The sequence below is a fragment of the Bilophila sp. 4_1_30 genome, from assembly GCF_000224655.1.
Taxonomy (GTDB): Bacteria; Desulfobacterota; Desulfovibrionia; order Desulfovibrionales; family Desulfovibrionaceae; genus Bilophila; species Bilophila wadsworthia.
Genome location: NZ_JH114233.1, coordinates 329,497 through 353,339, shown reverse-complemented (window position 1 = coordinate 353,339; position 23,843 = coordinate 329,497). Strand labels below are relative to the sequence as shown.

At 62.3% G+C, this 23,843-nt stretch carries 14 protein-coding genes; 11 read left to right on the top strand and 3 right to left on the bottom strand.

All coding sequences use genetic code 11. The features are described from left to right. Nucleotides 1-1,663 (top strand): sigma-54-dependent Fis family transcriptional regulator (locus HMPREF0178_RS20550; protein ID WP_009368608.1); only part of this gene is annotated, 1,663 nt, incomplete at its 5' end. 219 nt (nucleotides 1,664-1,882) lie between these two features. Here the strand turns inward: HMPREF0178_RS20550 and pbpC are convergent. From pbpC to HMPREF0178_RS13540, 3 genes are all read right to left on the bottom strand, one after another. Beyond that, nucleotides 1,883-4,228, bottom strand: a complete 2,346-nt coding sequence (gene pbpC, locus HMPREF0178_RS13550) for a penicillin-binding protein 1C (protein WP_009368607.1) — start codon at nucleotides 4,226-4,228, stop codon at nucleotides 1,883-1,885. Between the two features lie 306 nt (nucleotides 4,229-4,534). After that, nucleotides 4,535-10,123: an MG2 domain-containing protein gene (locus tag HMPREF0178_RS13545; RefSeq protein WP_009368606.1), complete on the bottom strand. Its 5,589-nt coding sequence runs from the start codon at nucleotides 10,121-10,123 to the stop codon at nucleotides 4,535-4,537. Nucleotides 10,124-10,330: 207 nt separating this feature from the next. Then, nucleotides 10,331-11,110, bottom strand: coding sequence for an IclR family transcriptional regulator (locus HMPREF0178_RS13540; protein WP_009368605.1), 780 nt, complete (start codon nucleotides 11,108-11,110; stop codon nucleotides 10,331-10,333). A gap of 617 nt (nucleotides 11,111-11,727) precedes the next feature. Between HMPREF0178_RS13540 and HMPREF0178_RS13535 the strand changes: the two genes are divergently transcribed. The 10 genes from HMPREF0178_RS13535 (at nucleotide 11,728) to HMPREF0178_RS13490 (ending at nucleotide 23,651) form a co-directional block, all read left to right on the top strand. Beyond that, nucleotides 11,728-12,090 carry a cupin domain-containing protein gene (locus tag HMPREF0178_RS13535; protein WP_009368604.1) on the top strand — a complete coding sequence of 121 codons (363 nt, stop codon included), beginning with the start codon at nucleotides 11,728-11,730 and terminating at the stop codon, nucleotides 12,088-12,090. Nucleotides 12,091-12,131: 41 nt separating this feature from the next. Continuing rightward, on the top strand, nucleotides 12,132-12,887 hold the full coding sequence (locus HMPREF0178_RS13530) for an ABC transporter ATP-binding protein (RefSeq protein WP_009368603.1): 756 nt from the start codon (nucleotides 12,132-12,134) through the stop codon (nucleotides 12,885-12,887). A gap of 51 nt (nucleotides 12,888-12,938) precedes the next feature. Further along, nucleotides 12,939-14,042 (top strand): ABC transporter substrate-binding protein, encoded by a 1,104-nt coding sequence (locus tag HMPREF0178_RS13525; protein ID WP_009368602.1) that lies wholly within the window; start codon nucleotides 12,939-12,941, stop codon nucleotides 14,040-14,042. Between the two features lie 179 nt (nucleotides 14,043-14,221). Beyond that, entirely contained in the window at nucleotides 14,222-15,019 is a 798-nt protein-coding gene (locus HMPREF0178_RS13520; protein WP_009368601.1) for an ABC transporter permease, read from the top strand. Between the two features lie 3 nt (nucleotides 15,020-15,022). Beyond that, nucleotides 15,023-15,859 (top strand): ABC transporter permease, encoded by an 837-nt coding sequence (locus tag HMPREF0178_RS13515; RefSeq protein WP_005024662.1) that lies wholly within the window; start codon nucleotides 15,023-15,025, stop codon nucleotides 15,857-15,859. A 27-nt stretch (nucleotides 15,860-15,886) separates the two neighbouring features. Beyond that, nucleotides 15,887-16,648 (top strand): ABC transporter ATP-binding protein, encoded by a 762-nt coding sequence (locus HMPREF0178_RS13510; protein ID WP_009368600.1) that lies wholly within the window; start codon nucleotides 15,887-15,889, stop codon nucleotides 16,646-16,648. Between the two features lie 331 nt (nucleotides 16,649-16,979). Beyond that, nucleotides 16,980-17,762, top strand: coding sequence for an SDR family oxidoreductase (locus HMPREF0178_RS13505; protein WP_009368599.1), 783 nt, complete (start codon nucleotides 16,980-16,982; stop codon nucleotides 17,760-17,762). A 24-nt stretch (nucleotides 17,763-17,786) separates the two neighbouring features. Beyond that, on the top strand, nucleotides 17,787-20,186 hold the full coding sequence (locus HMPREF0178_RS13500; RefSeq protein WP_009368598.1) for a pyruvate formate lyase family protein: 2,400 nt from the start codon (nucleotides 17,787-17,789) through the stop codon (nucleotides 20,184-20,186). Nucleotides 20,187-20,204: 18 nt separating this feature from the next. Beyond that, the gene (locus HMPREF0178_RS13495) at nucleotides 20,205-21,110 is read left to right on the top strand and encodes a glycyl-radical enzyme activating protein (protein ID WP_009368597.1); all 906 of its coding nucleotides are present in this window, start codon (nucleotides 20,205-20,207) and stop codon (nucleotides 21,108-21,110) included. A 168-nt stretch (nucleotides 21,111-21,278) separates the two neighbouring features. After that, complete coding sequence (locus tag HMPREF0178_RS13490; RefSeq protein ID WP_009368596.1) at nucleotides 21,279-23,651, top strand: formate C-acetyltransferase/glycerol dehydratase family glycyl radical enzyme; 2,373 nt, start codon at nucleotides 21,279-21,281, stop codon at nucleotides 23,649-23,651. Nucleotides 23,652-23,843: the final 192 nt, after the last annotated feature.

Here is a 23,843-nt window from a genome sequence, read left to right as displayed (position 1 = left end):
GCTCACCCATCACGAACTCGCCAAGATGCTCGAAGCGATGGGCCAGCACCGTGAAGCCCACCAGCAGCGCAAGTCCGTCGCCGAGATCATCGGGCACCCGCTCGACGAAAACGCCTCCTACCGCACCGCCGCCATCGCGGCGACCGGGGAAGCGTTCCCGGCCCTCGCCCCCACACCCGAGCCGGAGGCCGAGGACACGCCGGGCCGCATCCTTCTCGACCGCTGCCACGCCGCCTTCAACCGCGAACCGACCGCCTATCGGAGTGACGAACTGTTCCAGCATCTGCTCGACATCGCGCAACAGGAACTCCAGTCCGAGCGCGCCGCGCTGTTCCGCCCCACCGACGACGGCAGGCCGGAATTCGTGGCCTCGGTGAACCTCACCCGTATGGAGCTGGAAAGCGACGGGATGCGGAGCTGTATGGAGTGGCTGGAAAGCATCCTCCGCAATGCCGCCTCCACCCACAGTGAACACCAGCGGCTGTGCCTCGCGCTCGACGTCGGCGAGCCCTACCCGTGGCTCCTCTATATGGACAGCGCCTTCACCAGCGGCATGTTCCAACGCCTCTCCCCGGCCCTGCTCCACGATCTCGCCCGGCTGTTCGCGGCTGAAGTCCGGTCCGGCCTGCGGCTTGAGCTCGTCCGTACCGAAGAAGCCAGCCAGCAACAGGATCGCCTCCTTGCCATTACCCGACAGAAAGACGGCGACATGATCCCTGTCGTCGGCGAGGGCCTGCGGGCCTCCCTCGAACAGGCCCTGCGGGTGGGCATAACCGACGCGCCCGTGCTCATCCTCGGCGAAACCGGCGTGGGCAAGGAAATCATGGCCCGGAACATCCACCAGATCAGCCTGCGGAGCGGGCCGTTCGTGGTGGTGCACCCGGCGAGTATGCCGGAGTCCCTTTTCGAGAGCGAATTTTTCGGCTATGAGCGCGGCGCGTTCACCGGGGCCATCCGGCAGAAGATCGGCCTCTTCGAACTCGCCGACCAAGGTACGCTCTTCATCGACGAAGTGGGCGAGATCCCGCCGCTCATTCAAACCAAGCTTCTGCGCGTCCTGCAGGATCAGCGCTTCATGCGTCTGGGGGGCACTCGGGAGATCCTTTCCCGGTTCCGGCTCGTGGCCGCGACCAACCGCGATCTGTGGAAAGAAGTCAGGGAAGGGCGATTCCGCGAAGACCTGCTGTACCGCATTTCCGTCGTCCCCCTGACCATCCCGCCCCTGCGCGAACGCAAGCAGGACATCCCCGGCCTGGTACAGGCCTTCATCGAGCACTTCGCCCGGCGCCACGACAAGCATCCCCTGCCGCTCTCCCCGGAACAGCAGCGCCGCCTGTGCGAATACGACTGGCCCGGCAATGTGCGCGAACTCAAAAATGAGATTGAACGGGCGGTTATTCTGAACAATGCCGGGCAGCTCGACTTCGTGCTCGGGACTTCGCCCGCAGCGCATCAGCCCGCCGATCGCCCCTCCCCATTTCTCGAAACCGTTGCGGACGTCCCGACGCTCTCCGAGCTTGAGGAGCGCTATCTGCGCCACATCATGGAGCGCACCGAAGGCCGCGTGCGCGGTCCCCGCGGTGCGGAAACCCTGCTCAGGATGAAGCGCTCCACCCTGTACGCCAAGCTCAAGAAGTACGGCATCCCCTGCGGCTCGGCGTAGGGGGATGCCCCCGGCGGCAAGGGACTGACGTCCCTTGGCCCCTGCCCGGGGTGCGAACCCTGCCCCTGACCCCGGCGTGAACGGACGCGCCGAAGGCATGGCTCTTTACAAAAGGCTAGGGCGACACCATGAACCGGTGTCGCCCTTTTGCGAAGAGTATTTGATAGATGTAACAGCCACGCCCTTAACGGCTCCAGATCCCTTCAACACACATCTGTTCTACGGCAGAGTCCTGACCACAATCTTCTGCATGGCCGCCCGTCCGAAATTGTCCACAACGCGCAACATCTGCGCGCCGTCGCCGGGGTGCCAGACCAGCGGCTCGCCGGGCACGCCGCGCCCGATGAACCGATCCTTCACGAACCAAAACACGGCGCTTGCGTCCGCGTCCGTGCTCGCAACGAGCGGGATACCGCTCCGCTCCGGATCGGACAGCCGCCGCTGATATATGACTCCGTCCTTTGGAGTGATGATCCGGGGGGGACGCCCGGGCTGTACGCCGGTTTCCGGGCCGCACTCCGGACTGAAAGGCGGTGGCGGCGGCTTCACCACACCCGCCCGCAGGAACAGCGCCTGCAAATCAGAAGGCCAGAATTCCCATACGCGCTCCTCGGTGCGTCCGGGAACAGGGCGGCAGGCGCGCAGCCCGGTTTCCGTATCAATGAGGATGGTGCGGAATACGCCCGATGATCGCGTGGGGGAATAACCGGGAATATACCACGTTTCGGTGGTGTCCCCGCACAGGGAGACATCGAGATCCCCGGTCGCCGTGCACACGGTTTCGCGGGTAATGTTCAGGCCTTCCTGTTGAACGGGAACGAGATCATCAAACGGCACGGCATCGGACGCCAACGCCTGCGCGATATCTGTGAACAAAGGAGCCGCCACGTCTCCGCCCACAAGCAGCGGGTTCGGCGTATTGTCGAAATTCCCCACCCAGACCACCAACACATAGGGGCCGACCACGCCCGCCGTCCACGCGTCGCGGAACCCGTTGGAGGTTCCGGTCTTGAAGCGCAGCGGGACAGGCCCTTCTTTCGACCTGACGAAATGGGCGTCATCCTCCAGCATACGCAGGGTTACGACGGCGGCCTCGGGCGACAGCAGAGGCACGGCGGAACCAGCCGCTTCCCCCTCGTACAGACGGGGATGCCGCCACACGCCCTTGTTCGCCAGCATAGCATACAGGCCGCCAAGCTCGCGCATGGAAACCTCCGCGCCGCCGAGCACGAGGCTGAGGCCGTAATGGTCCGCGCTGAACGGGAGATCCACCCCGGCGCGCAGCAGAAAGCCATAAAAACCCGGGCGCAGCTGCGAGGCCAACAGAATCGCGGGCAGGTTACGGCTGGCGCGCAGAGCCTCATGAGCGGGCAAGGGGCCGCGGAACACCCGGTCGAAATTCTCTGGGTCATAGCCGCCAAAACTGCGCGGCGAATCGGGAAGCAACGTTTGCGGATGGATCAGCCCTTGATCCAGAGCCATGCCGTAAATGAAGGGCTTGAGCGTCGAGCCGGGCGAACGCCGGGCACGGGTTCCGTCCACCTGTCCGGATATGGCCGCGTCAGAAAAACCGGCCGACCCCACGAGCCCCCGGATCTCCATGCTCGGCCAATGGATGAGCAGCGCCGCCGCATTGTTCAGGCCATAACGCCTTCCCCGTGCCGCGAATCCGGCAACGGCCCTCTCCATAAGCCGCTGCAACCCGCTGTCGATACAGGTGCGCACAGGCTCCCCACCCCGCGACAACGGAAGCGTCTCGCTCGAAACGTGCGGAGCCCCGAACGGCAGCCGCGCCGGACCATACACCCGGAGCGGCGGCAGGGCCCTCCCCAAGGCGAAACCCGACGCGCCAAAAGAAGCAGTCGCCCCCTGCCCACCGCCCGGAGCGTCTTCGGCATCGGCAAGCATCTGCATCCGGGCACGGGCGGCCTCGAAATCCGGGCCGTTCAGCGGAGAGCGCCTGACCGGATTCTGCGGCACGACGGCAAGGGCAAGGCTTTCGGTCCGGGTAAGGCGTCCGGAGGTAGTGCGGAAATAAATGCGCGCCGCCGCGCCGACGCCTTCGATATTGCCGCCATAAGGCGCGAGGTTGAAATACGCCTCAAGGATTTCCCCCTTGCCATAATGGTATTCATATTGAAGGGCGCGGGCCATCTGCGCAAACTTGCCCGAAAGCGTGGTTGTGGACAGGCCGAGCCGGAGCCGGGCCACCTGCATGGTAATCGTGGAACCGCCCATACGCCGTGCCCCGCCGAGCATCCCCGCCGAAGCCCTGAGCAGGGACAACGGATTGACGCCGGGGTGCCGGTAGAAATGCCGATCCTCGTAAAGCAGCACCGCCCGCACCATCTCGGGGGCGACCTCGTTCAACCGGATACGGACACGGTATTTTTCATCTTCGGAAAGGCCCAGCCTGAGCAGATTCCCGTCCCGATCCAGCACCAGCGGCGAAAACGGCACGCCGTCCAGAAGCGGCGGTTTGGGACTCAGGACAAGCCAGCCCCAGAACGCCGCGATCGGCAACAGCAGCGTCAGCACGAGGGCGAAAGCGATGGTTTTGCGCACATGAAATCCTTTGGGAAACGCCTCCGGCGACAAAGGGCTTCCACCCCTTGGCCCTGTTCGGGGAAATCGCTCTACGTGCGATGCCCGTAAGCCTAACGGTCATGACTTTGCCGCCCTTTGGGTCTGATTTTTCCCCCAGCCATACTTCCTTATCATCCAACCACAATATAATCAGATATTATATCAAACATCCCGAGCGGTAACGCCGCTCGGGATGTCGAATACCGCCTCTGACCGCTGCACCACCGGTTTCGCCGGGGTCCGGGGGGCGGCTCGCCCCCGGGCGGGGTTGCCGCCGGAGGCTTCCTACTCGACGACCATGACCCCGCCCGCCGAGTGCGCCTGAAGGCTACGGTTGTACATCGCTTCGGCCTGCACTGGCGGAAGCGTGTACACGCCCTTGTTCACGGCGCGGATCTTATACGTAAACACGGAGGGCTCCACAGCCAGATCCGAAAACACAATCATCCGATCCTCGCGGCGATCGACGGACTTGTAGCCCGGCTCACCGCTTGGATTTTGGCCCTTGATGTCAGAATTGAGCACCATTTCGAACCCGCCGGGCAACAGATCCACAATGACCGCATCGGAAACGGACCCTCCATGCGAACGCGCGGAAATGGACACCGTCACCACATCGCCCTGCTTCACCGTCGTCACGGGCCGCCCTTCGGCATCAAGGTATTCACGCGACACTTCAAGCCCCTGTGCCAAGGCTTCGGACGGCGGCTTGCGGTCGAAACCCTGCGCCGAAACTTCCCAGTACAGAGGCTGGGAACCCGCGGGCATATCCAGCGCATACGCCGCACACCCGGGCGCGGAAAGCGTCAACATGCCTCCAAGATCCGCGGGCGCGGATTCCACGGGCTCGAACCCCGGCTGCATGGACGTGCAGCGCAAAGAAATGCCGGAAGGCATGTTCGCCGCGCCCCCCATGTCGAGCAGGGCGCGGACGCCAAGGGATGCGGAAAGGGTTACATACCGCCCGCCATTCAGCACATCGAGCAGTTCTTGTGCCATTTCAGTGCGCTGCGTATCCAGCATATCAGGGAAATGCCGGGCCAGAACCGACGCCCGCAATGCCTGAACGCCCAACGCGTCGAGATAGCCGCGAGCCTGAAAATCGGGGCCCGGAGCTTGGTAAAGCGCAATCAGATGACGCGCGTCGTCGTTCATGCGCATGATCGCGCAGCTTCCCGCCAACAGCGTGGAGGCCACGTCCTTCCGCCACTCGGGGAACCTGTCCTCAAGCTGCGAAACGAGCTGCTCCATCGCTTGCGTCGTGATGCGGCCTTCGCGGGTCAAGACCCACAGCCCATAGGCTTGGGCACGGCCTTCTTCCAGCGAATCCGGCACCCGATCCAGCGCATTCTCAAGCGCCCCGAAGACCTCGGCCAGCAAACCGCCGGGCAGAGCCGCCCCGGACTCCCGCATGGTCAGCAGGAAATCGGCGGCATAGGCCGTGACCAGCACGTCGGGCTCCCCGCCGGGCCAGAGGGACACGCCCCGCCAATTCAGCGCCGACTGGATGCCCTGCACGGCCTCGTCCATGCGTTCCCGGGCGAGCTTGCGCGCCGCGTCCGGCGCCCTGCCCGCATCGGCAAGCAGTTCGGGCCGATTCATGAGCAGCGCGTAAGGCATGGCCCGGCTGATGCGCTGTTCCGCACAAGTGTACGGATAGGCGTCAAGATAACGGATCAGCCCACGCAGCGCGGGCAGGGGCAGCGCCGAAACGGAAGCGGAACCCTTGGCTTCATAGGGGTACAGCTCGCGCCCTATCTTCAGAACCGTGGAGGCGGAGGCCGACCCGACGCTCAAACTTTCGCGCAGGGGCGAAGCCGGACGCACGGACAGCGTTGTGGAACGGACAGTCCGGTTTCCGGCGGCATCGGTCACAGCAAAACGCAGTTTCGCGTTGCCGGGCACATCCCCGACCTTGACGCGGAACGGAATCACCCTTTCGGAACCCGCGCCTACGGCTATTTCAACGGGCGGCGGGGAAACCACGCGCAGGGCCTCGTCAGGCGACAACGCCAGCGCAAAGGAAGCCGGCTGTCCCGTATTGTTGGCGACGGCAAACGCGGCCTCGAACTCGTCGCCCGGCGAAGCCAGAACCGGAAGCTGCGGCGTCAGAACCACCGGGCCGCGCACCGTGGCGTCGGTTTCGGCGCGGCCCGCCGTATCCGGCGACGCCGCCACCGCCATGATGCGAACGCGGCCGTTGTAATAGCCGGGAACGGGGATGGTGACGGACGTCTCAGCCCCCACCTCCACGATGCCGGACCACCAGCTCAGGGGCGGTTCGGCCTTGCGCTTGAAAGGATTGTGGAACCGCCCGCCGGACAAGGCCATATCGCCGCCGAAGGCCGGGATGCAGAGCTGTCCGTGATCGGGCATGAGCAGATCGAACATCTGCCGCGTCTCCACTTCCAGCGCCCGGTCGTTGAGCAGATAACGCAGAGGATCGGGCGTGGCGAAGGCGGTGAGCTGAAGCACGCCCTCATCCACGGCGAAAATCAACGCCTTCCCCGGATGGCGGGCGGACAGGGATACCGAGAGCGCGCCGCCGGGCAGCACCTGTTCCGGAGCCTTGAGCCTGAGCCCCATGTCCCGCCGCGCCACATTCACGGTGAGCGGAGCCACCGCGTAACTGTGCGGCTGCATGAACACGTCGGGCGAGGACAGGGAACGGGCCAGAGACACGTTGACATAGGCGCGGCCCTCGAAATCCTTGGGAACCGCGATTTCCTGCACACTGTTCCCGGCGCGGACGCGGAACCAGCGGGAGGCCGCAACGCTGTCGCGCTCCAGCGTGATCAGGCCCATGCCGTCGTACGGCGAAGACAGGAACAACTGGATGGATTCGCCGGGCGCATAGTCCGCCTTGTCGATGTGCAGGCGCAGGTTGCCGGAGGGCAATTCGTCCCGCCCGGCGAGGCGCAGGTCGTCGTTGCCCGCCACCGTGAAGGGCACGAGGGCCATGATCTGGCCGGAGGCGTTCCGCACGCTGAGCAGGAATTCGCCGGGCTTGTCCGTGGGCACATGCCACGCCAGATTGCCGGACGCGTCGAAAGACCTCTTTGAGGAAGCGATTTCCCGGTCGACCGGGGTTTCGTCGTAACGGTAACGTCCGTCCTTGTCCGTGACGAGGCTGGTTACGTACCGCCGCTCCGCCACGGAGAACGTCAGCACGCCGGGATCGGCGCGGCCGAGATCAGGGCCGAGCGCCACAAATTCCAGCGTGGATTCGCTGCCCTTGGGGATAAAGCCGAGATTGCCCCCGGCCCCGGTGGGACGGTAGCCGAGCACGGCCTGAAGCGGAGAAACAAGGAAGTCGCGCACGGCCGTCACGGAACGTCCGCCGCCCGGCTCAAAGCCTTCGACAAGAAGGCGGCAATGGAGGGTTCCGCCGCGCAGCTTTTCCAGCGGCAGCGGCAGCACGGCGCGGCCCTGCGCGTCGGTACGGACTTCGCCGAGATCCAGCGTCAGAGCCGACCCCCGATAGGGCATGGCATCGTGGAACGTGAAATCCTCATAACCGGGGAAAGACAGCGATGCGGGCCGCACCGAAAGCTGACCGCGCAGGCGGCGGTCCACGGCGGGCAGGCCATACAGATTCTTGAGGGCCGCGTCCGCCGAGGCCTGAGATGCGTTGAGCCAGCCCTTGCCGGGAGCTGGGTTGACCGTTGCGGACAGGCTCATGGTGTCGGGCTGGAATTCTTCCACCCGCACGGCCCCGGAACCGAGCACGACCGCAAAGCCGTCGGCATTGGGCGTCTGTACATCGAGGCGATAGCGGCCCGTGGGCGCGCCTTCGGGGACGGTCCAGCTCAGCTCGGCGAGGCCGTCGGCCCCGACGACGAATTGCCGCCGCAGGATCGTCCGTTCCGAAGGATCGGACAGTTCCGCGAAGAAGGGCATGTCGGGCGGCAACGCCTTCCAGTCGCCCCGGCGCATGAGCATACCGAAACGCAGCGTCTCGCCGGGCCGGAAGATGCCGCGCTCGCTGAACACATAGGCATTGATGCCGTCGGCGTTGCTGGTCTGCCCCTGCGTGGGGAAACGCGAATAGTCCACGACGCGGGAGTAATCGTCGAGCGGCAGCCATGCCGCATCCTCGTCCGCGCCGCGCTTCACCGAAACGGTCACGGCGACGGGCCGCTTTTCGCGGTTCAGGCCGGACACGGAGGGCAAGGCCGCCCTGCCCCCGGCGTCGGTCACGGCTTCGGCCACGGGCAGGCCGTTGGTTCCGAGGATATGCACCGCTGCGCCGGATATGGGATTGCCTTCCGACAACGAACACACGAAGACATCGCGGCTTCCGTCGGCGTTCTTCTTCACAATCATCCCGAGATCCGTCACCAGCAGGAAACGGCTGGCGGAGGCGACTTCCTTGTCGCCGTCCATGCCCGCCAGTTCAATGCGCATGAGCCCGCGCCCATCTTTGAACAGAGGAGCCACGTCGAGCACCGTAAACTGCGGTACGCCCGGATCGGTGCGCTTGAGCGCGATGACGCCTTCCTGCACGTCGCTGAGGGCGTCGAACGGAATATCTGTATTGGTAAACGGCTGCGGCTGCGTAGCAAGAAAGCCGAGATACGGCTTGAGGACGCGTGAAGCCCTCCAGCGGATGGCGGTCAGGCCGCTGGCGTGGAGATCCAGCTTGCGTTCGCCTCCGAGGGCAAGCACGTTGCCGGGCTGGAGAAAGTCAAGCTCCGGCTGGAACGGCGCGGCATGGAAGACTTCCCGCCACGGCCCTGCCAGAGAAAACGCCGGGCTTGGCCCGAACCCTTGGGGAAGATTCAGGAAAAGGTAGCTGTCCGACGGTATGGACACCTTGAAGCGCAACGTGCCCGCAGGCTGATCGGCGGGCTGGAGCGGCTCGATCTTCACGGGCTTGGCGCGGTTGAGGACCGTTTCGTCGATGACCGGGGCCTTGGTCCACGGGGTGGGCTCCACGGCTCCTTCCTCAAGTGCCCGGGGCAACCGGAGGGCGGTGACCGCCTTGGCAAAAACGTCAGGCCGCACAAGCAGACTCGTCTCGACGGTAAGGCGGTACTCCCCGGCGAGCGAGGCGTCGCGGGATGTTTCGAACGAGGCACTCTTGATACGGAACAGGGACGAGATTCCCGGGGCCGTCACCTGCTGACGGGCCTCCGCCTTGCCCTTGGGGATCTTCCAGTGCGTACCGTCGCGCCGGACTTCCGCCGCCACGCCGGGCAGCGAGAGCGTCACCGTGGAGGACGTCTTGGCAAGGCTCAAAATCCGCGACTTGATGAGGCACGTCCCGTTTTCACCCCAGACGAACTCGGGTTTGGCAAGCATAAGGCTCTTGTCGGAAACCTTCAACGCGGCGTCGCGCTGCACCGTCTGACGATCCGGCGGCGTGGTGAACCTTACGTCAAACGAAACGGCCCGCTCACCGTTCAGATCGGGATCAATCCACAACCGGCCGTCCATCTTGAGCACGGCAAGCGGCGGCGTGGAGAAGGAAAGGCTTGGCGAAGCCAGCTTCATGCGCGACGGCAACGGCAGCTTCGCCAGAGAAAGCGTATAGGCCGTGGATTCCGGCCACGGGTTCTTCGGACGGAACTCCATCGTATCCCCGCCCGACCACCGCCATTCGCCGGGAATGTCAGGCGAAAGCCGGACGCCGGAGACAGCCGCGCCATCCTGCCCCGGAGCGGCGGCGCACCGCACGCTCCAGTCGTCGCCGTAAGCTTTTCTGCACGCGGCTTCGTCGGGCTCAAAGATCACCCGCAACGGCTCGCGTCCCTCAAGAGGCGCGGTCACAACGGTCCGGACAAAAGCCGGAGCCAGATCCGAAGCAGCCAACGCGGGTACGGCGACGCAGCACAGCAATACAAGAAGGAATAGAATACTACGGTGGCGCATGGCGTTCTCCCAAACTGATTTTCCATGATCATAAGGGAGTTCTGCTTATCAGACAAGACACGGACTCTTGCCCTTCTGGAGTTCCGCCACAAACTCCACCTAAGGGTTCAGCCTTGCGCGGAGAGTCTGCTCCAGCTTTCTCTGGCAACCCCTCCGGCAAACCGCCTTTCCACCAAGGGAGGATTCTCCTTCCCAATTGCCCGATCCCTACTTGTCCTCCATTGTACGCGCGTGGGCGAGGAATTCGGATATTTCTCTGGCGGTCTGCACGACATCATCACAAACTTCCGCCACAAACGCCTCAACGGGCCGGAAGCACAGCCCGGCGACGCTCACGGCGTAGCGCGGATAGCCTTCCTTGTTGAACACCGGCGCGGCGACGCCTACCAGATGGGCAGCCATTTCCTCATTCATGACCGCGTAGCCCCGCTCACGGATTGCTTCAAGTTCTTTCAAAAACATAGCGCGATCACAGATGGTCTTTTCCGTGAACCGGGTAAACTGCGTCCGTGCGACATAGGTTTCCACCTCTTCACGGGGCGCGAAAGCGAGCACGGCCTTGCCCATAGCCGAACAGTACGCGGGGATGCGGTTGCCCGCGGCATACCCTTCAAGCGCCGAATTGAAGAGACGCTGCGCGAGATACGTGATTTCCCGGCCGTCCCAGTGCCCGAGGTTGCTCGGCTGTTCGGCGGCTTTGGACAACTCTTCAAGATAGGGCCGCGCAAAATTCCTCACCTCGATCCGGGGCACAACCCCTTCCGCCAGATACCTCAGCCGCCCTGTCAGGGCATAGTCGCTCTGGGGTGTCTGCTCGACGTACCCCATATATTTCAATGTATTCAAAAAACGATGGCTCGCGCTTTTCTGGATGCCGAAGGCCGTCGCCACGTTGGTGACCGTCACGTTGCGGCGCTCCACGATGTACTCGAGTATCTGCAACCCCCGCTCAAGGGTCAGGACGCGGGAAGGGTTTGATGGCTTCATGGAATCCTCTTGTATCACATGATGAATAACGTGCATTCGAACAAGCGTAGTTAATGATACTTCCTCAAAAAACGCAAGAAGTACGGGGCGGCCCTCCTCTCGGGGAATACATCCTCCTCACGCCGTGTTGCACTTCCGGCGCGCAGATCCGCCGGCCTCTACCCGCAAGCTTCGGTGGCTTTTGCGAAGAGGACAGCCCGGAACAGAGCCTTCCTTTTTCATTCATATAAAATATACAAAGTATATTCAAATAAAAAGAACAAATTGTTCCAACGGCCTCAGTCCAAAAAACAGGAGGAAAACTGAGAGATTGCTTGCTTGAGACAAGGAGGACGCTCTCCACAGATACCACGAGAAGCAACTTCAGAAACCTGACCCCACGGGGAAAAAACGTCCATCCTCACCACCCGCAACCGGGATATGTCACCTCCACTCGTTTCTCTGATTCATACAACATACGAATTCTATTAGTATAATATTCTACATCAAAACCAATCCATCCATTTCTCGCCATGCTCAAGAAAAAAAGAACAAAAGGCTTGACAAGCTTTTGGGGTTAGGAAATAATACATCTAAGTTCAAATTAAAAGAACATCGTTCAAAAAATTGGAGCAATAATGGACACAGGACTGATTTTTCTGGGAACGGAACAGGCCGTGGAACATGTGCCCGGCCGCCCCGAGCATGTTCTGGACGGCGATCCGCTCACCAATGTCTGGCGGAACGTCACCCATCCCTCGGGGAAAATGCACGCGGGCGTATGGGATTGCCGGGCGGGCACGTTTGAACTTCCCTGCCATGCGAGCACGGAGCTGTGCGTCATTACCGAAGGCTCCGCCGAGATTGAAGACGCGCAGGGCCGCAAGACGCTGGTGAAACCCGGAGACGCCTTCATCATCCCGCAAGGAGCCCGGACCGTGTGGCGCATCGGAGAGTATGTGAAGAAATACTACCTCTGCGTCCTTGATCTTGAGGCCTGATCCCGCCGCAGGAAGGAGCGCCATCCAGAAGGAGAACCGCCATGACCACACAGGACGCCCGGCCGATCAAGATTGAAGTTAAGAACCTGACCAAACGCTTCGGCGATCTGCTCGTCCTCGACGACATGAACTTCACCATCCGCAAGGGCGAATTCCTTGCCATCGTCGGCCCCACAGGCTGCGGGAAGACGACGTTCCTCAACTGCCTCTCCAAGCTGATGCCCACGTCCGAAGGCGACATCTACATCGACGGCGAACCCGCCAATCCGCAAAAGCACAACATTTCCTTCGTGTTCCAAGAGCCCACCTGCTTCCCGTGGCGCACCGTGCGCGAAAACGTCGCCTACGGCATGGAAATCAAGCGGTGGGACAAGAAGCTCATCGAAGACAAGCTCGACGCCATCCTTCCCCTCGTCGGGCTCGCGGACACCGCCGAACTCTACCCCAATCAGGTTTCCGCCAGCATGGTGCAGCGCATCGCCGTGGCCCGCGCCTTCGCCGTCGAGCCGGATCTGCTCATGATGGACGAGCCCTACGGACAGCTCGACATCAAGCTGCGCTTCTATCTGGAGGACGAGCTGGTCAAGCTGTGGAAGGCCCTCGGATCGACGGTCCTTTTCGTCACCCACAACATCGAAGAGGCGGTCTACGTGGCGGAGCGCATCCTCGTTCTCACCAACAAGCCCACCAACATCAAGAAGGAGATCGTCGTGGATCTGCCCCGCCCGAGGGACACCGTATCCGACGACTTCATCCGCATCCGCAAACAGGTCACCGAGCTGATCCGCTGGTGGTAACGCCCCGGCGGGGTTTTCCCCCCATGCAACCCTTTCACGAAGGAGTTTCACATGAAGGCCTTGAGAACCCTGACGATCCTCTTTGCGCTGGCTCTGATGTGCCTCCCCGCGCCCTCCGCCGCTGCGGAAAAGCCGTTCAAACTCGACATCTGTGCCATGCCGGAACACGAATCCTTCATCTTCTGGTATGCCAAGGAACAGGGATGGGATAAGGACGAGGGGCTGGATTTCCAGATCCATTTTTTCCAGACCGGCATGGATCAGCTTGAAGCCCTCCCCGCCAAGCAATGGGTCGTGGGCGGCACGGGCACGGTCCCCATCCTCGTGGGCGCGCTCCGCTACAATACCTACCTCATCGGCATCGCCAACGACGAATCGTGGGTCAACGCCGTCACGGTGCGGCCCGACAATCCCGCCCTCAAGGTGAAGGGCTGGAACCCCGAGTATCCGAACCTCCTCGGCTCTCCCGAAACCGTGAAGGGCAAGACCTTCCTCTATACCCAGTCCTCCTCGCAGCACTTCGGCATGTCCGAATACCTGAAGGCCCTCGGCCTCACGGAAAAGGACGTGGTCATGCAGAACATGGACCCGGCGCAGGTGCTGGCTGCCTTTGACGCGGGCATCGGCGACTTCGCGGGCATCTGGCCCATGTGGCTCTACATCGGCATGGAACGCGGCAACAAGCTCATCTATCAGCCCGGCGACGTGAACGCGGTCCTCACGCTCACCCTCGTGGGCGACAAGGCCTTCTGTGACGCCCACCCCGACATCGTGGTCAAGTTCCTGCGCGTCTGGCTGCGCGGCGTGAACATGATCAAGAAGGAAATCAAGAATCCCAAGCTCGCCGAGCAGTATCACCGCTTCTGGACCGAGTGGGCCGGGCAGGACATCGAGCCGCAAATGGCCAAGATGGATCTTGAATACCATCCTGTTTTCGACATCGACCAGCAGCTTGCCATCTTTGACGATTCCAAGGGCCCCAGCCAGGTCGAACAGTGGCAGGACAAGGTGCTCGACTTCTTTGCCTCGCAGGGGCGCTTCTCTCCCGAGGAAGTGAAGAAGATCCGCGGTTCCGGCTACATCAACGGCACGTTCCTCAAGATGGCCGCCGAATCCATCAAGGAAAAGCCCCTCGGCGGCTACAAGCTCGACTAGCGCGGCGATGTTCCGCACGTCTTGAATGGAAAAACGCCCGGCGGCCGGGGCATCCCCGGCCCGCCCGAGGCGGAAGACCGTCCCCTCCGAAAAGGGAGGCCATCGCAGCCAGAGAGCCGGACGTTTCGCGGCCATGCGCGGGAAAAGGCGGTTCCGGTTGCCGGACAAGCGAGGGAATCATGAGTCAGTATCAGCAGGTAAAAACGCACAGGCAGCGCGCCCTGATCCTTTTGCCGCTCCTTTCGTTGTCGCTGTTCTTCCTGTCGTGGGAGCTGATCGTGGACATGGGACTTGTCCCGCAAACGCTTCTGGCGTCGCCGTCCGCCGTGGTGGAGCTGTTTTTCGCCAAGCTCACCAACGCGAGCCCAGACGGGATGCTCCTTCAGGAACACGCGTGGATCAGCATCAAGGAAGCCTTCCTCGGCTACTTCCTGGCCCTCGCCGTCGGCATCCCGCTGGGGCTGGCCATGGGCTGGTTCCGGCTGGCCGAAGGGCTCGTGCGCCCCATTTTCGAATTCATCCGGCCCATCCCGCCCATCGCGTGGATTCCGCTGACCATCTACTGGTTCGGCATCGGCCTGACGGGCAAGGTGTTCATAATCTGGATCGGCGGCATCGTGCCTTGCGTCATCAATTCCTATGTGGGCGTGCGCATGACCAACCCGGTCTTTCTCCAGATGGGCAGGCTCTACGGCGCGACGAACTGGCAGCTTTTCTGGACCGTATGCATCCCCTCGGCCCTGCCGATGGTCTTCGGCGCGCTCCAGATCGCGCTGGCGTGGTGCTGGATGAATCTTGTGGGCGCGGAACTCCTCGCTGCCAACGGAGGCCTCGGATTCCTGATCCAGTGCGGCAGAAAGCTCGGCAGGCCGGATCTGGTGGTGCTCGGCATGGTGACGGTGGCCATGACCGGCGTGTTCATCGGCATCCTCATCCACTACGTCGAAAAGAAGCTCCTCGCCGGGATGCGGAGGTAAGCCATGTCCCAATCCATCGCCAACGAAATCCAGATCGAATCCCGTGAGCGGCGTCCCCTGCGCCTCGACGACATCCTGATGAACCGCTGGTTCCTGCATACGGTTTCCGTCTCCCTGTTCCTCGGGCTGTGGTACTGGACCGTCTACATGGGCGTTTTCGGGCGCGGGCTATGCTATCCCCATGAAGTGTTGCAGGAAATCGGGAACCTCATGACCCGGAGGCTCGCCGGGAAAGGGCTGTGGGATCACGCGTGGGACTCCACCCGCCGCGTCTTCATCGGGTTCGGCATCGCCTGCGCCCTCGGCATCCCGCTGGGGTTCTTCATGGGCATCAACAAGTATTTCAACGCGTTCTTCAATCCCATCTTCAACCTAATCAAGCCCATGCCGCCCATTTCGTGGGTATCGCTTTCCATCCTGTGGCTCGGCATCGGTGAAGAGCCGAAGATATTCATCATCGCCATCGGCGCGTTCGTGCCCATCGTGCTCAACGCCTACAACGGCATCCGGCTCATCGACGAGGAATTGTATGATGTGGTCCGCATGGCGGGCGGAGGCCGCATGAAGGAAATCGTGGAAGTCTCCTTCCCCGCCGCCGTGCCGTCCATCTTCGCCGGGCTGCAAATTTCCCTGAGCGGGGCGTGGAGCTGCGTGCTCGCCGCCGAACTCGTCAGCGCCCGCTCGGGCCTCGGTTTCGTCATCGTGCAGGGCATGAACTCGGGCAAGGCGTCCATGGTCATCGCCGGGATGCTGCTCATCGCGCTCATCGCCTCGCTCTGTTCCTACGGCATCGACTCCCTCGAAAAGAAAATTTGCCCGTGGCGCCGGGAGATCATGTAACTCCGCGCCGCCGCGAAAGGATATGCCATGCGAGAAGCCAAAATCCAGTGTGAAGGCGTCGGCAAGACCTTCATTCAGAAGGGGAATACGCAGGTCCATGTGCTCAGGGACGTCTCCATCGACGTGGGGCGCAACGAGTTTGTGGTCATCCTCGGCCCCGGGCAGTGCGGCAAGACCACCCTGCTCCGCATGATCGCCGGGTTTGAAAAGCCCTCCGTGGGCCGGGTGCTCATGGATGGCAGGGAAATCGAGGGCCCCGGCCACGACAAGGGGTTCGTGTTCCAGTCGTACATGCTGTTCGCGTGGCGCACGGTGCGCGGCAACGTCGAGGTCGGCCCCCGCGTCCGCAATCTGCCCAAGGAGGAACGCCGCCGCCTCAGCCAGCAGTACATCGACATGGTGGGGCTCAACGGTTTCGAGGACCATTACCCGCATCAGCTTTCCGGCGGCATGAAGCAGCGCGTGGGCATCGCCCGGGCCTACTGCAACTGCCCCGAGATCATGCTCCTCGACGAGCCCTTCGGCCAGCTCGACGCCCAGACCCGTCTGTTCATGGAAAAGGAAACCGAGCGCATCTGGATGCAGGAAAAGCGTACGGTCGTTTTCGTGACCAACAACATCGACGAGGCGCTCACCCTCGGCGACCGCATCTACACGATGAAGAACAAGCTCCCCGGCACGCTCTGCAACACCTACAAGGTTGATCTGGCCCGCCCCCGCGAGCCCACGGACCGCGCTTTCCTCCGGCTCCGCCAACAGATCATCGATGAGTCCGAATTGGTGTTGTAAGGAGGAGAAGAATCGGGGGAGGGGAGAAGGGACCCTTTGGAAAGGGTCTCCTTCTCCCCTCATCCCCCAAAATGTTTTGACTGGTGGGGAGGCCGCACAACGGGAGTTCGTTCCGACGGGGAAATGCAAAAAAGTTAAAGGGATACTTGAAGGAAAGAGTGTTGCGTACTTTGAGTGGAAAGCCGCTGTAGGCATGGAAGAAAGGGGAATATCCATTCACGTCGGAACTGAAGAAGAGCGGAAGGACCGCCCCAGAACGGGGAAACCTTTTCTTCGCTTGAACTATATCAGGTTAAGGTTACTACATAAATTTCTAAACCGGAGGATCGTCATGTCGAACATACCCGTAGCGCTGGTCACGGGCGGAAGCCGCGGCATCGGCAGGGCGGCGGCGGAAGAACTGGCGCGGGAAGGCTACAAGGTAGCCCTGATCGCGCGGACGCCGGAACGCCTCGAAGCGGCGGCAAGGGAACTTGTCGAAACGCTTGGGCTGGACGCGGAGCACGCGCCCCTCACCTTTGCCCTCGACGTGGGCGACGGGCAGGCCGTGGGCGATGCCGTCGACCGGCTGGCGGCGGAATGGGGCCGTATCGACGTGCTGTTCAACAGTGCGGGCGTCAGCATCCCCGGCACACTGGAACTCGACGCCGACACCCTCGATTTACTGTACCGGACAAACCTGCGCGCGCCCTTCCTGTTCATGAAACACGTCATCCCGATCATGCGGCGGCAGGGAAGCGGCTACATTTTCAACATCGCGTCCCGCAACGGGAAAATCGGCGTGGCCGGGCTCGGCGGGTATACGGCCTCCAAGTTCGGGCTCGTGGGGCTCGGGGAAGTGCTCTACCGGGAACTCGCCGCGCAGGGGATCAAGGTCACGACCCTGTGCCCGGGCTGGGTGAATACCGACATGGCCTCCGGCGAAGGCTGCGTCCATCCCCCGGAAAAAATGATCCAGCCGGAGCAGATCGCCGCGACCATGCGCTGGCTCCTCAGTCTCGGCCCTTCCGTCAGCATCATGGAAGTGCTGCTCGAATGCACGGCGGACGTCGAACGGCGCGCGACCGGAGAACTTCACGCCCTCTACGCCCTGCGGGACGGCACCCCGTCCTGATCCTTTCCCTTTGCGGAGGTTTCCATGATCGACACCACTCAGGGCATGGCGCAGCCGGAACGCGCCCGTTTCCTGAAAGAACGGTTCCTGTCCCGCCGCCCGTCCATCTGTCTTGAAGGCGCGCTCGCCAAGACGCGCACGTTCAGGGAAACGGAAGGCGAAGCCCTCATCGTGCGACGGGCCAAGGGATTCAGACGGCATTGCGAAACAAAGACCATCGTCATCGATCCCCGTGAACTCATTGTCGGGCATCCCGGATGCCGGTCGCGCAGCGCGGTCATCTGCCCCGAGCTGTCCAACACGTGGCTGTGCCGGGAATTCGACCGGATGCCCGTGCGCGATCAGGACCCCTATGACGTGACCGAAGAACAGAAACGCCTCTACCGCAAGGAGATTTACCCGTATTGGGTCGGGAAGACCCTGCGCGAACGCTGGAACGGGCAGGCCCCTCGGGATCTGCTCGAACTCATCGCCGTGGGCGGCGTCATCGACAACGACATCAAGATCGAATGCGCGCCCGGCGAAACCACGCCGGAATTTCCGGATCATCTTTTACCCAAGGGCTTCAAGGGCATTCAGGACGAGGCGCAGGCGCTTCTTGATGCCGTGGACCTCACCGTGCCCGCCAACTATGAAAAGCGCGACTTCTGGCAGGCGGCCGTCATCGTCAACGAAGGGCTCCGCATCCTCTGCCGCAGGCACGCCGAAGCCGCCGAAGCCCTCGCCGCACGGGAGAGTGACCCGATCCGCAAGGCGGAGCTCCTCAACATCGCTTCCGACTGCGCCTCCCTCACGGACAACCCTCCCGCCACCTTCCGGCAGGCGCTCCAGCAGATCCATTTCCTGTTCATGGGCCTGTACATGGAAAGCAACGCGGGCGGCTATTCGCCGGGCCGCATGGATCAGTATCTCTACCCCTATTATCTGCGTGACCGGGCAAAGGGCATCCTCGACGACGCCACCGCCCTCGAACTCATCGAGTGTTTCTGGATCAAAAGCAATGACGCCGTGTGGTACTGGGACGAAGCGGGGATCAAGCACTACGCGGGGTACTGCTCCTTCCAGAATGTCTGCCTCGGCGGGATCGACCGCGAAACAGGGCAGGACGGCGTCAACGAGCTCACGTACCTCATGCTCAAGGCCACCATCGACCTCCAGATGGTCCAGCCCTCCGTGTCCGTGCGCCTGAGCAAGAAGAACCCCGAGGACTATTTCCTCAAGATCGCCGAGTTGGTGGGGACCGGTTCCGGCTTCCCCGCCATCTACAATGAGGAAGTCGGACTCAAGATGCTCATGAAGAAAGGCGTGCCGCTCGAAAAAGCGTGGGACTGGAGCTGCATCGGCTGCGTGGAACCCCTCATGCCCGGCAAGACCTCCCAATGGAGTTCGGCGGGACACTACAATCTCGCCGCCGCCGTGGAGTTCGCCCTCACAAACGGCGTCCATCGCAAGAGCGGCAAACGGATCGGCCTCAAAACCGGCAATCCCGAAACCTTCGCCAGCTACGAGATGTTCAAGGCCGCCGTGTATGCCCAGCTCGATCGGCTCATCCGGCAATTTTCCATCTCCCAGAACCTCATCGAGCGGCTGCAACAGCAGTTCTTCCCCAACCCGCTCATTTCCATGAGTATCCTTGACTGCGTGGAAAACGGAAGGGACCTCATGCACGGCGGGGCGCGCTACAACGTCGGGCCGGGCATGAACGGCAACGGCGTGGCCGATTTCGCGGATTCGCTCATTGCCGTGAAAAAGCTTGTGTACGACGAAAAACGGCTGCCCATGCACACCCTGCTCGAAGCGCTGGCGGCGGATTTTCAGGGCTATGAGGCCGTGGAACGTATGCTGACGGAAGACGCGCCCAAGTGGGGCAACGACGATCCCGACGTCGACGCCGTGGTCATGGAGCTGTGCGACTTCATCATCAAAATCCATGCGGAACTCAAGGGCATCCTTGGCAACCCCAAGATGCCCGCGCTGTACCCGGTTTCCTCCAATGTACCGCAGGGGCTGTCCATCGGCGCGCTGCCCTCGGGACGCCGCGCGGGAAAGCCGCTGGCGGACGGCTGCTCCCCCTCGCAGGGCTGCGACCGCTTCGGGCCGACCGCCATCCTGCGCTCGCTGGACAAGATACCCCATGCCTGCCTCGACGGCGGCACGCTCCTGAACCTCTGGCTCACCCCCGCCGTGGTGCAGGGCGAGGAAGGCGGGCACCGCCTGTCAGCCTTCCTGAAGACCTTCCTCGACATGGACATCTTCCATATCCAGTTCAATGTGGTCGGGCAGGACATCCTCCGCTGCGCGCAGGAACGGCCCGAGGAATACCGCTCGCTCCTCGTGCGCGTGGCCGGGTACAGCGCCTATTTCGTCGAGCTCAGCCGCGAGGTGCAGGACGACATCCTCAGCCGCACGGTCAACACCCTGTAACGCACGGGACGGTCCACCATGAAGGGAGTTCTCGAAAACATCCAGCACTACTGCATCCACGATGGCCCGGGCATCCGCACCGTGGTTTTCCTGAAAGGCTGTCCCCTGCGCTGCCGCTGGTGCTCCAACCCCACCACGCAGGAGCACAAGCCCGAACTGCTGTACCATGCGGATAAATGCTTCTCCTGCGGCCACTGCGCGGAGATCTGCCCGCAGCGCGCCGTCAGCCGCGAAGACGAGGCCGTGCTCTTCGACCGTGCCCTGTGCGACGGCTGCGGGCTGTGCGCGAAGGGATGCCCCGGCAAGGCGCTCCAGATCGCAGGGGTCGAACGCGACACGGAGGACGTGCTCGAAGATATCAAAAAGGACATGGCGTTTTACCGCAATTCCGGCGGCGGCGTGACGCTTTCCGGCGGTGAAGTGCTCGCACAGGCGGCTTTCGCCCTTGACCTCATGGCAGCGTGCAAACGCTACGGCATCCACCTCGCGCTGGAAACGTCGGGGTTCGGCAAACGCGAGGATCTGCTTGCCCTCGCGGATGCCGCCGACTGCCTCTTCTATGACGTGAAACATGCTGACGACGACGCTCATCGGGAACTCACCGGACAGGGCAACGGGCTCATCCTCGACAACCTCGACGCCGTGCTGGATCGAGCCGCCGGGAAGCTGACCGTACGCCTGCCGCTGATCCCCGGCCTCAACGACGATGAAGGCCATCTCGAAAACTTTGCCCGCACCATCAAGGCATTGGGCCGCGTACACGCCGTGGAACTGCTGCCCTACCATCGCCTCGGCAAAAACAAGTACGCCCTGCTCGGACGGACCTATGCGCTCGAATCCCTCGGGCCCATGAGCAAGGAAGACCTTGCCCGCCGCGCAGCGTTCGTCGCGGAACGTCTCGGCGGGACCAAGGTATTGTTCTAGAGCCGACTGCCTTTGGAATACGGCTCACTCCAAAGGCCCCTTTTCCCGAAAACATCATTCCCGGAAAAACCCACGCCGTGTTGCGGCGCAGAACCTTTCAATACTTGCAGGCACTGTGCTCTCCTGAACTCCCAACCGTTTTTACCGTTATCCACAAAGGACGCCGCCATGCTGACTCCCCGAATCGAACAGCTCAAGAAGCAGTTTTTTACCCATGTTCCCGCCGTCTGTCTTGAGGGCGCTCTCTCCAAGACGCACGTATTCAAGGAAACGGAGGGCGAACCCATGATCGTCCGCCGCGCCAAGGCTTTCAAACGCCACTGCGAAACCAAGACCATCACCATCCAGCCCGGCGAACTCATCGTCGGCAATGCCGGACGCACCGCCCGGACAATTCATATCTGCCCGGAATTGTCCAACAACTGGGTATACGAAGAACTGGACACGATGGCGACGCGCCCGCAAGACCCTTATGCGATCACTGAGGAGCAAAAAATGCTCTTCCGCAACGAGATCTATCCGTACTGGAAGGGCAAGACCCTGCGCGATTACTGGAACGCGCAAGCCCCCAAGCCCATCCTCGACATCATCTCGGTGGGCGGCGTCATCGACAACGACATCAAGATTGAGTGCACTCCCGGAGACATCGTCCCTGAATTCAAGGAAAACATTTTCGCCAAGGGCTTCGGGGGCATCCGTGCGCAAGCGCAAGCCCTGCTCGAAACCGTCGATCTCAACGATGTGGAAAATTACGACCGGCGCGACTTCTGGGAAGCCATCACCATCACCTGTGACGGTTTTTCCATACTCTGCCGCCGCCACGCGCAGGCCGCCCGCGAGCTGGCCGCCATCGAAAAGGACGGCACCCGCAAGGCCGAACTGCTGGGCATGGCCGAGGCCTGCGACGCTATCGCCGAAAACCCGCCGAAGACCTTCCGTGAAGCCATGCAGCTCCACTACTTCATCTTCGTGGGCCTGTTCATCGAAGGCAACGCGGGCGGCTATTCGCCGGGCCGCATGGACCAGAACCTCTATCCCTACTACAAGCGCGATGTGGAGGCAGGCATCCTCACCGACGCCGAGGCCTTGGAACTCATCGAATGCATGTGGATCAAATTCGGCGAACAGATCTGGTATTGGAATGAACCCGCAGCGACGCACTACGCCGGATTCTGTGCGTTCCAGAACGTCTGCATCGGCGGCGTGGACATGGACGGGCTCGATGCGGTGAATCCGCTTTCCTACCTCATGCTGCAAGCGACCATCGATACACAGATGGTGCAACCGTCCCTTTCGGTACGCCTGAGCCGCAAGAACCCCGAGGATTTCTTCCTCAAGATTGCGGAACTCATCCAGACGGGTTCGGGCTTCCCCGCCATCTACAGTGATGATATCGGCATGAAGCAACTCATGAAGAAAGGCATCCCGCCGGAGCTGGCCCGCGACTGGGTGGGGCTCGGCTGCGTGGAAGCCAACATGCCGGGAAAGATGTCCCAATGGAGTTCGGCGGGGCATTACAACATCGCCGCCGCCGTCGAATTCGCGCTCTCCAACGGCGTCCATCTCAAGAGCGGCAAAAAGCTCGGCCTTGAAACCGGCGATCCGGCATCCTTCACGACCTTTGAACAGTTCCGCGACGCGGTGCACGCCCAGCTCGATCACCTGCTCCGCACCTTCTCCAGTATGCAGAACCTGCTGGAACTCCTGCACCAGCGCTACCTGCCCAACCCCGTGGCCTCGATGGTCCTCCTCGATTGCGTGGAAAAGGGAAAGGATCTCATGCGCGGCGGGGCGCGCTACAACACCGGGCCCGGCATGAACGGCAACGGTGTGGCCGACTACGCCGACTCGATGGTTGCGGTGAAAAAGCTGGTTTTCGACGAGAAGAAAGTGGATATGGCGACCCTCGCGGACGCCGTGAAGCACGACTTCAAGGGCTACGAACCCCTGCTGCGCCTCATCGATGGGGAAGCCCCCAAGTGGGGCAACGACGATCCCGAAGCCGATGCGATGGTCATCGATCTGACTTCATTCATCATCAAGAAGATCGCCGCGTTCCGGGGGCTGCTCGGCAACCAGAAGCTGCCCGCGCTCTATCCGGTGTCTTCCAATGTTCCGCAGGGCATGGCAGTCGGCGCGCTCCCCTCGGGCCGCCGTGCCTTCCGGCCCATTGCGGAAGGCTGTTCCCCCTGTCAGGGCGCGGACCGCACCGGGCCGACCGCCGTACTCCGTTCGCTCGGCAAGCTCCCACACACCTGCATCGACGGCGGCACGCTCCTGAACCTCAAGTTCACGCCCGCGTCCGTCGAGGGCGAAGCCGGGCGCATCCGGCTCTCGGCGTTCCTCAAGTCCTTTCTTGATCTTGACGTGTTCCATGTCCAGTTCAACGTGGTGGGCCACGAAGTCCTGCGCTGCGCTCAGGCCCACCCCGAGGAGTACAAATCCCTTCTCGTCCGCGTAGCCGGATACAGCGCCTATTTCGTCGAACTCAGCCGCGAAGTGCAGGACGACATCCTCAGCCGCACGGCCCACGCGCTATAAAAAGGAGAATGCCTCCGGCGGGCAGGGCTCTGCCCTGCACCCGCTGGGGGAAATGATTTCCCCCAGACCCCCTCGGCTATGGCTGTATGCGATTTGGGGGAAAAGACTCCATTCTTCCATAATAATCAGCAACATCTCGAACAGGGATTCGATAACGTCAAAAGTCTTTGGAGGGAGAGGGGAGGGTTTGGG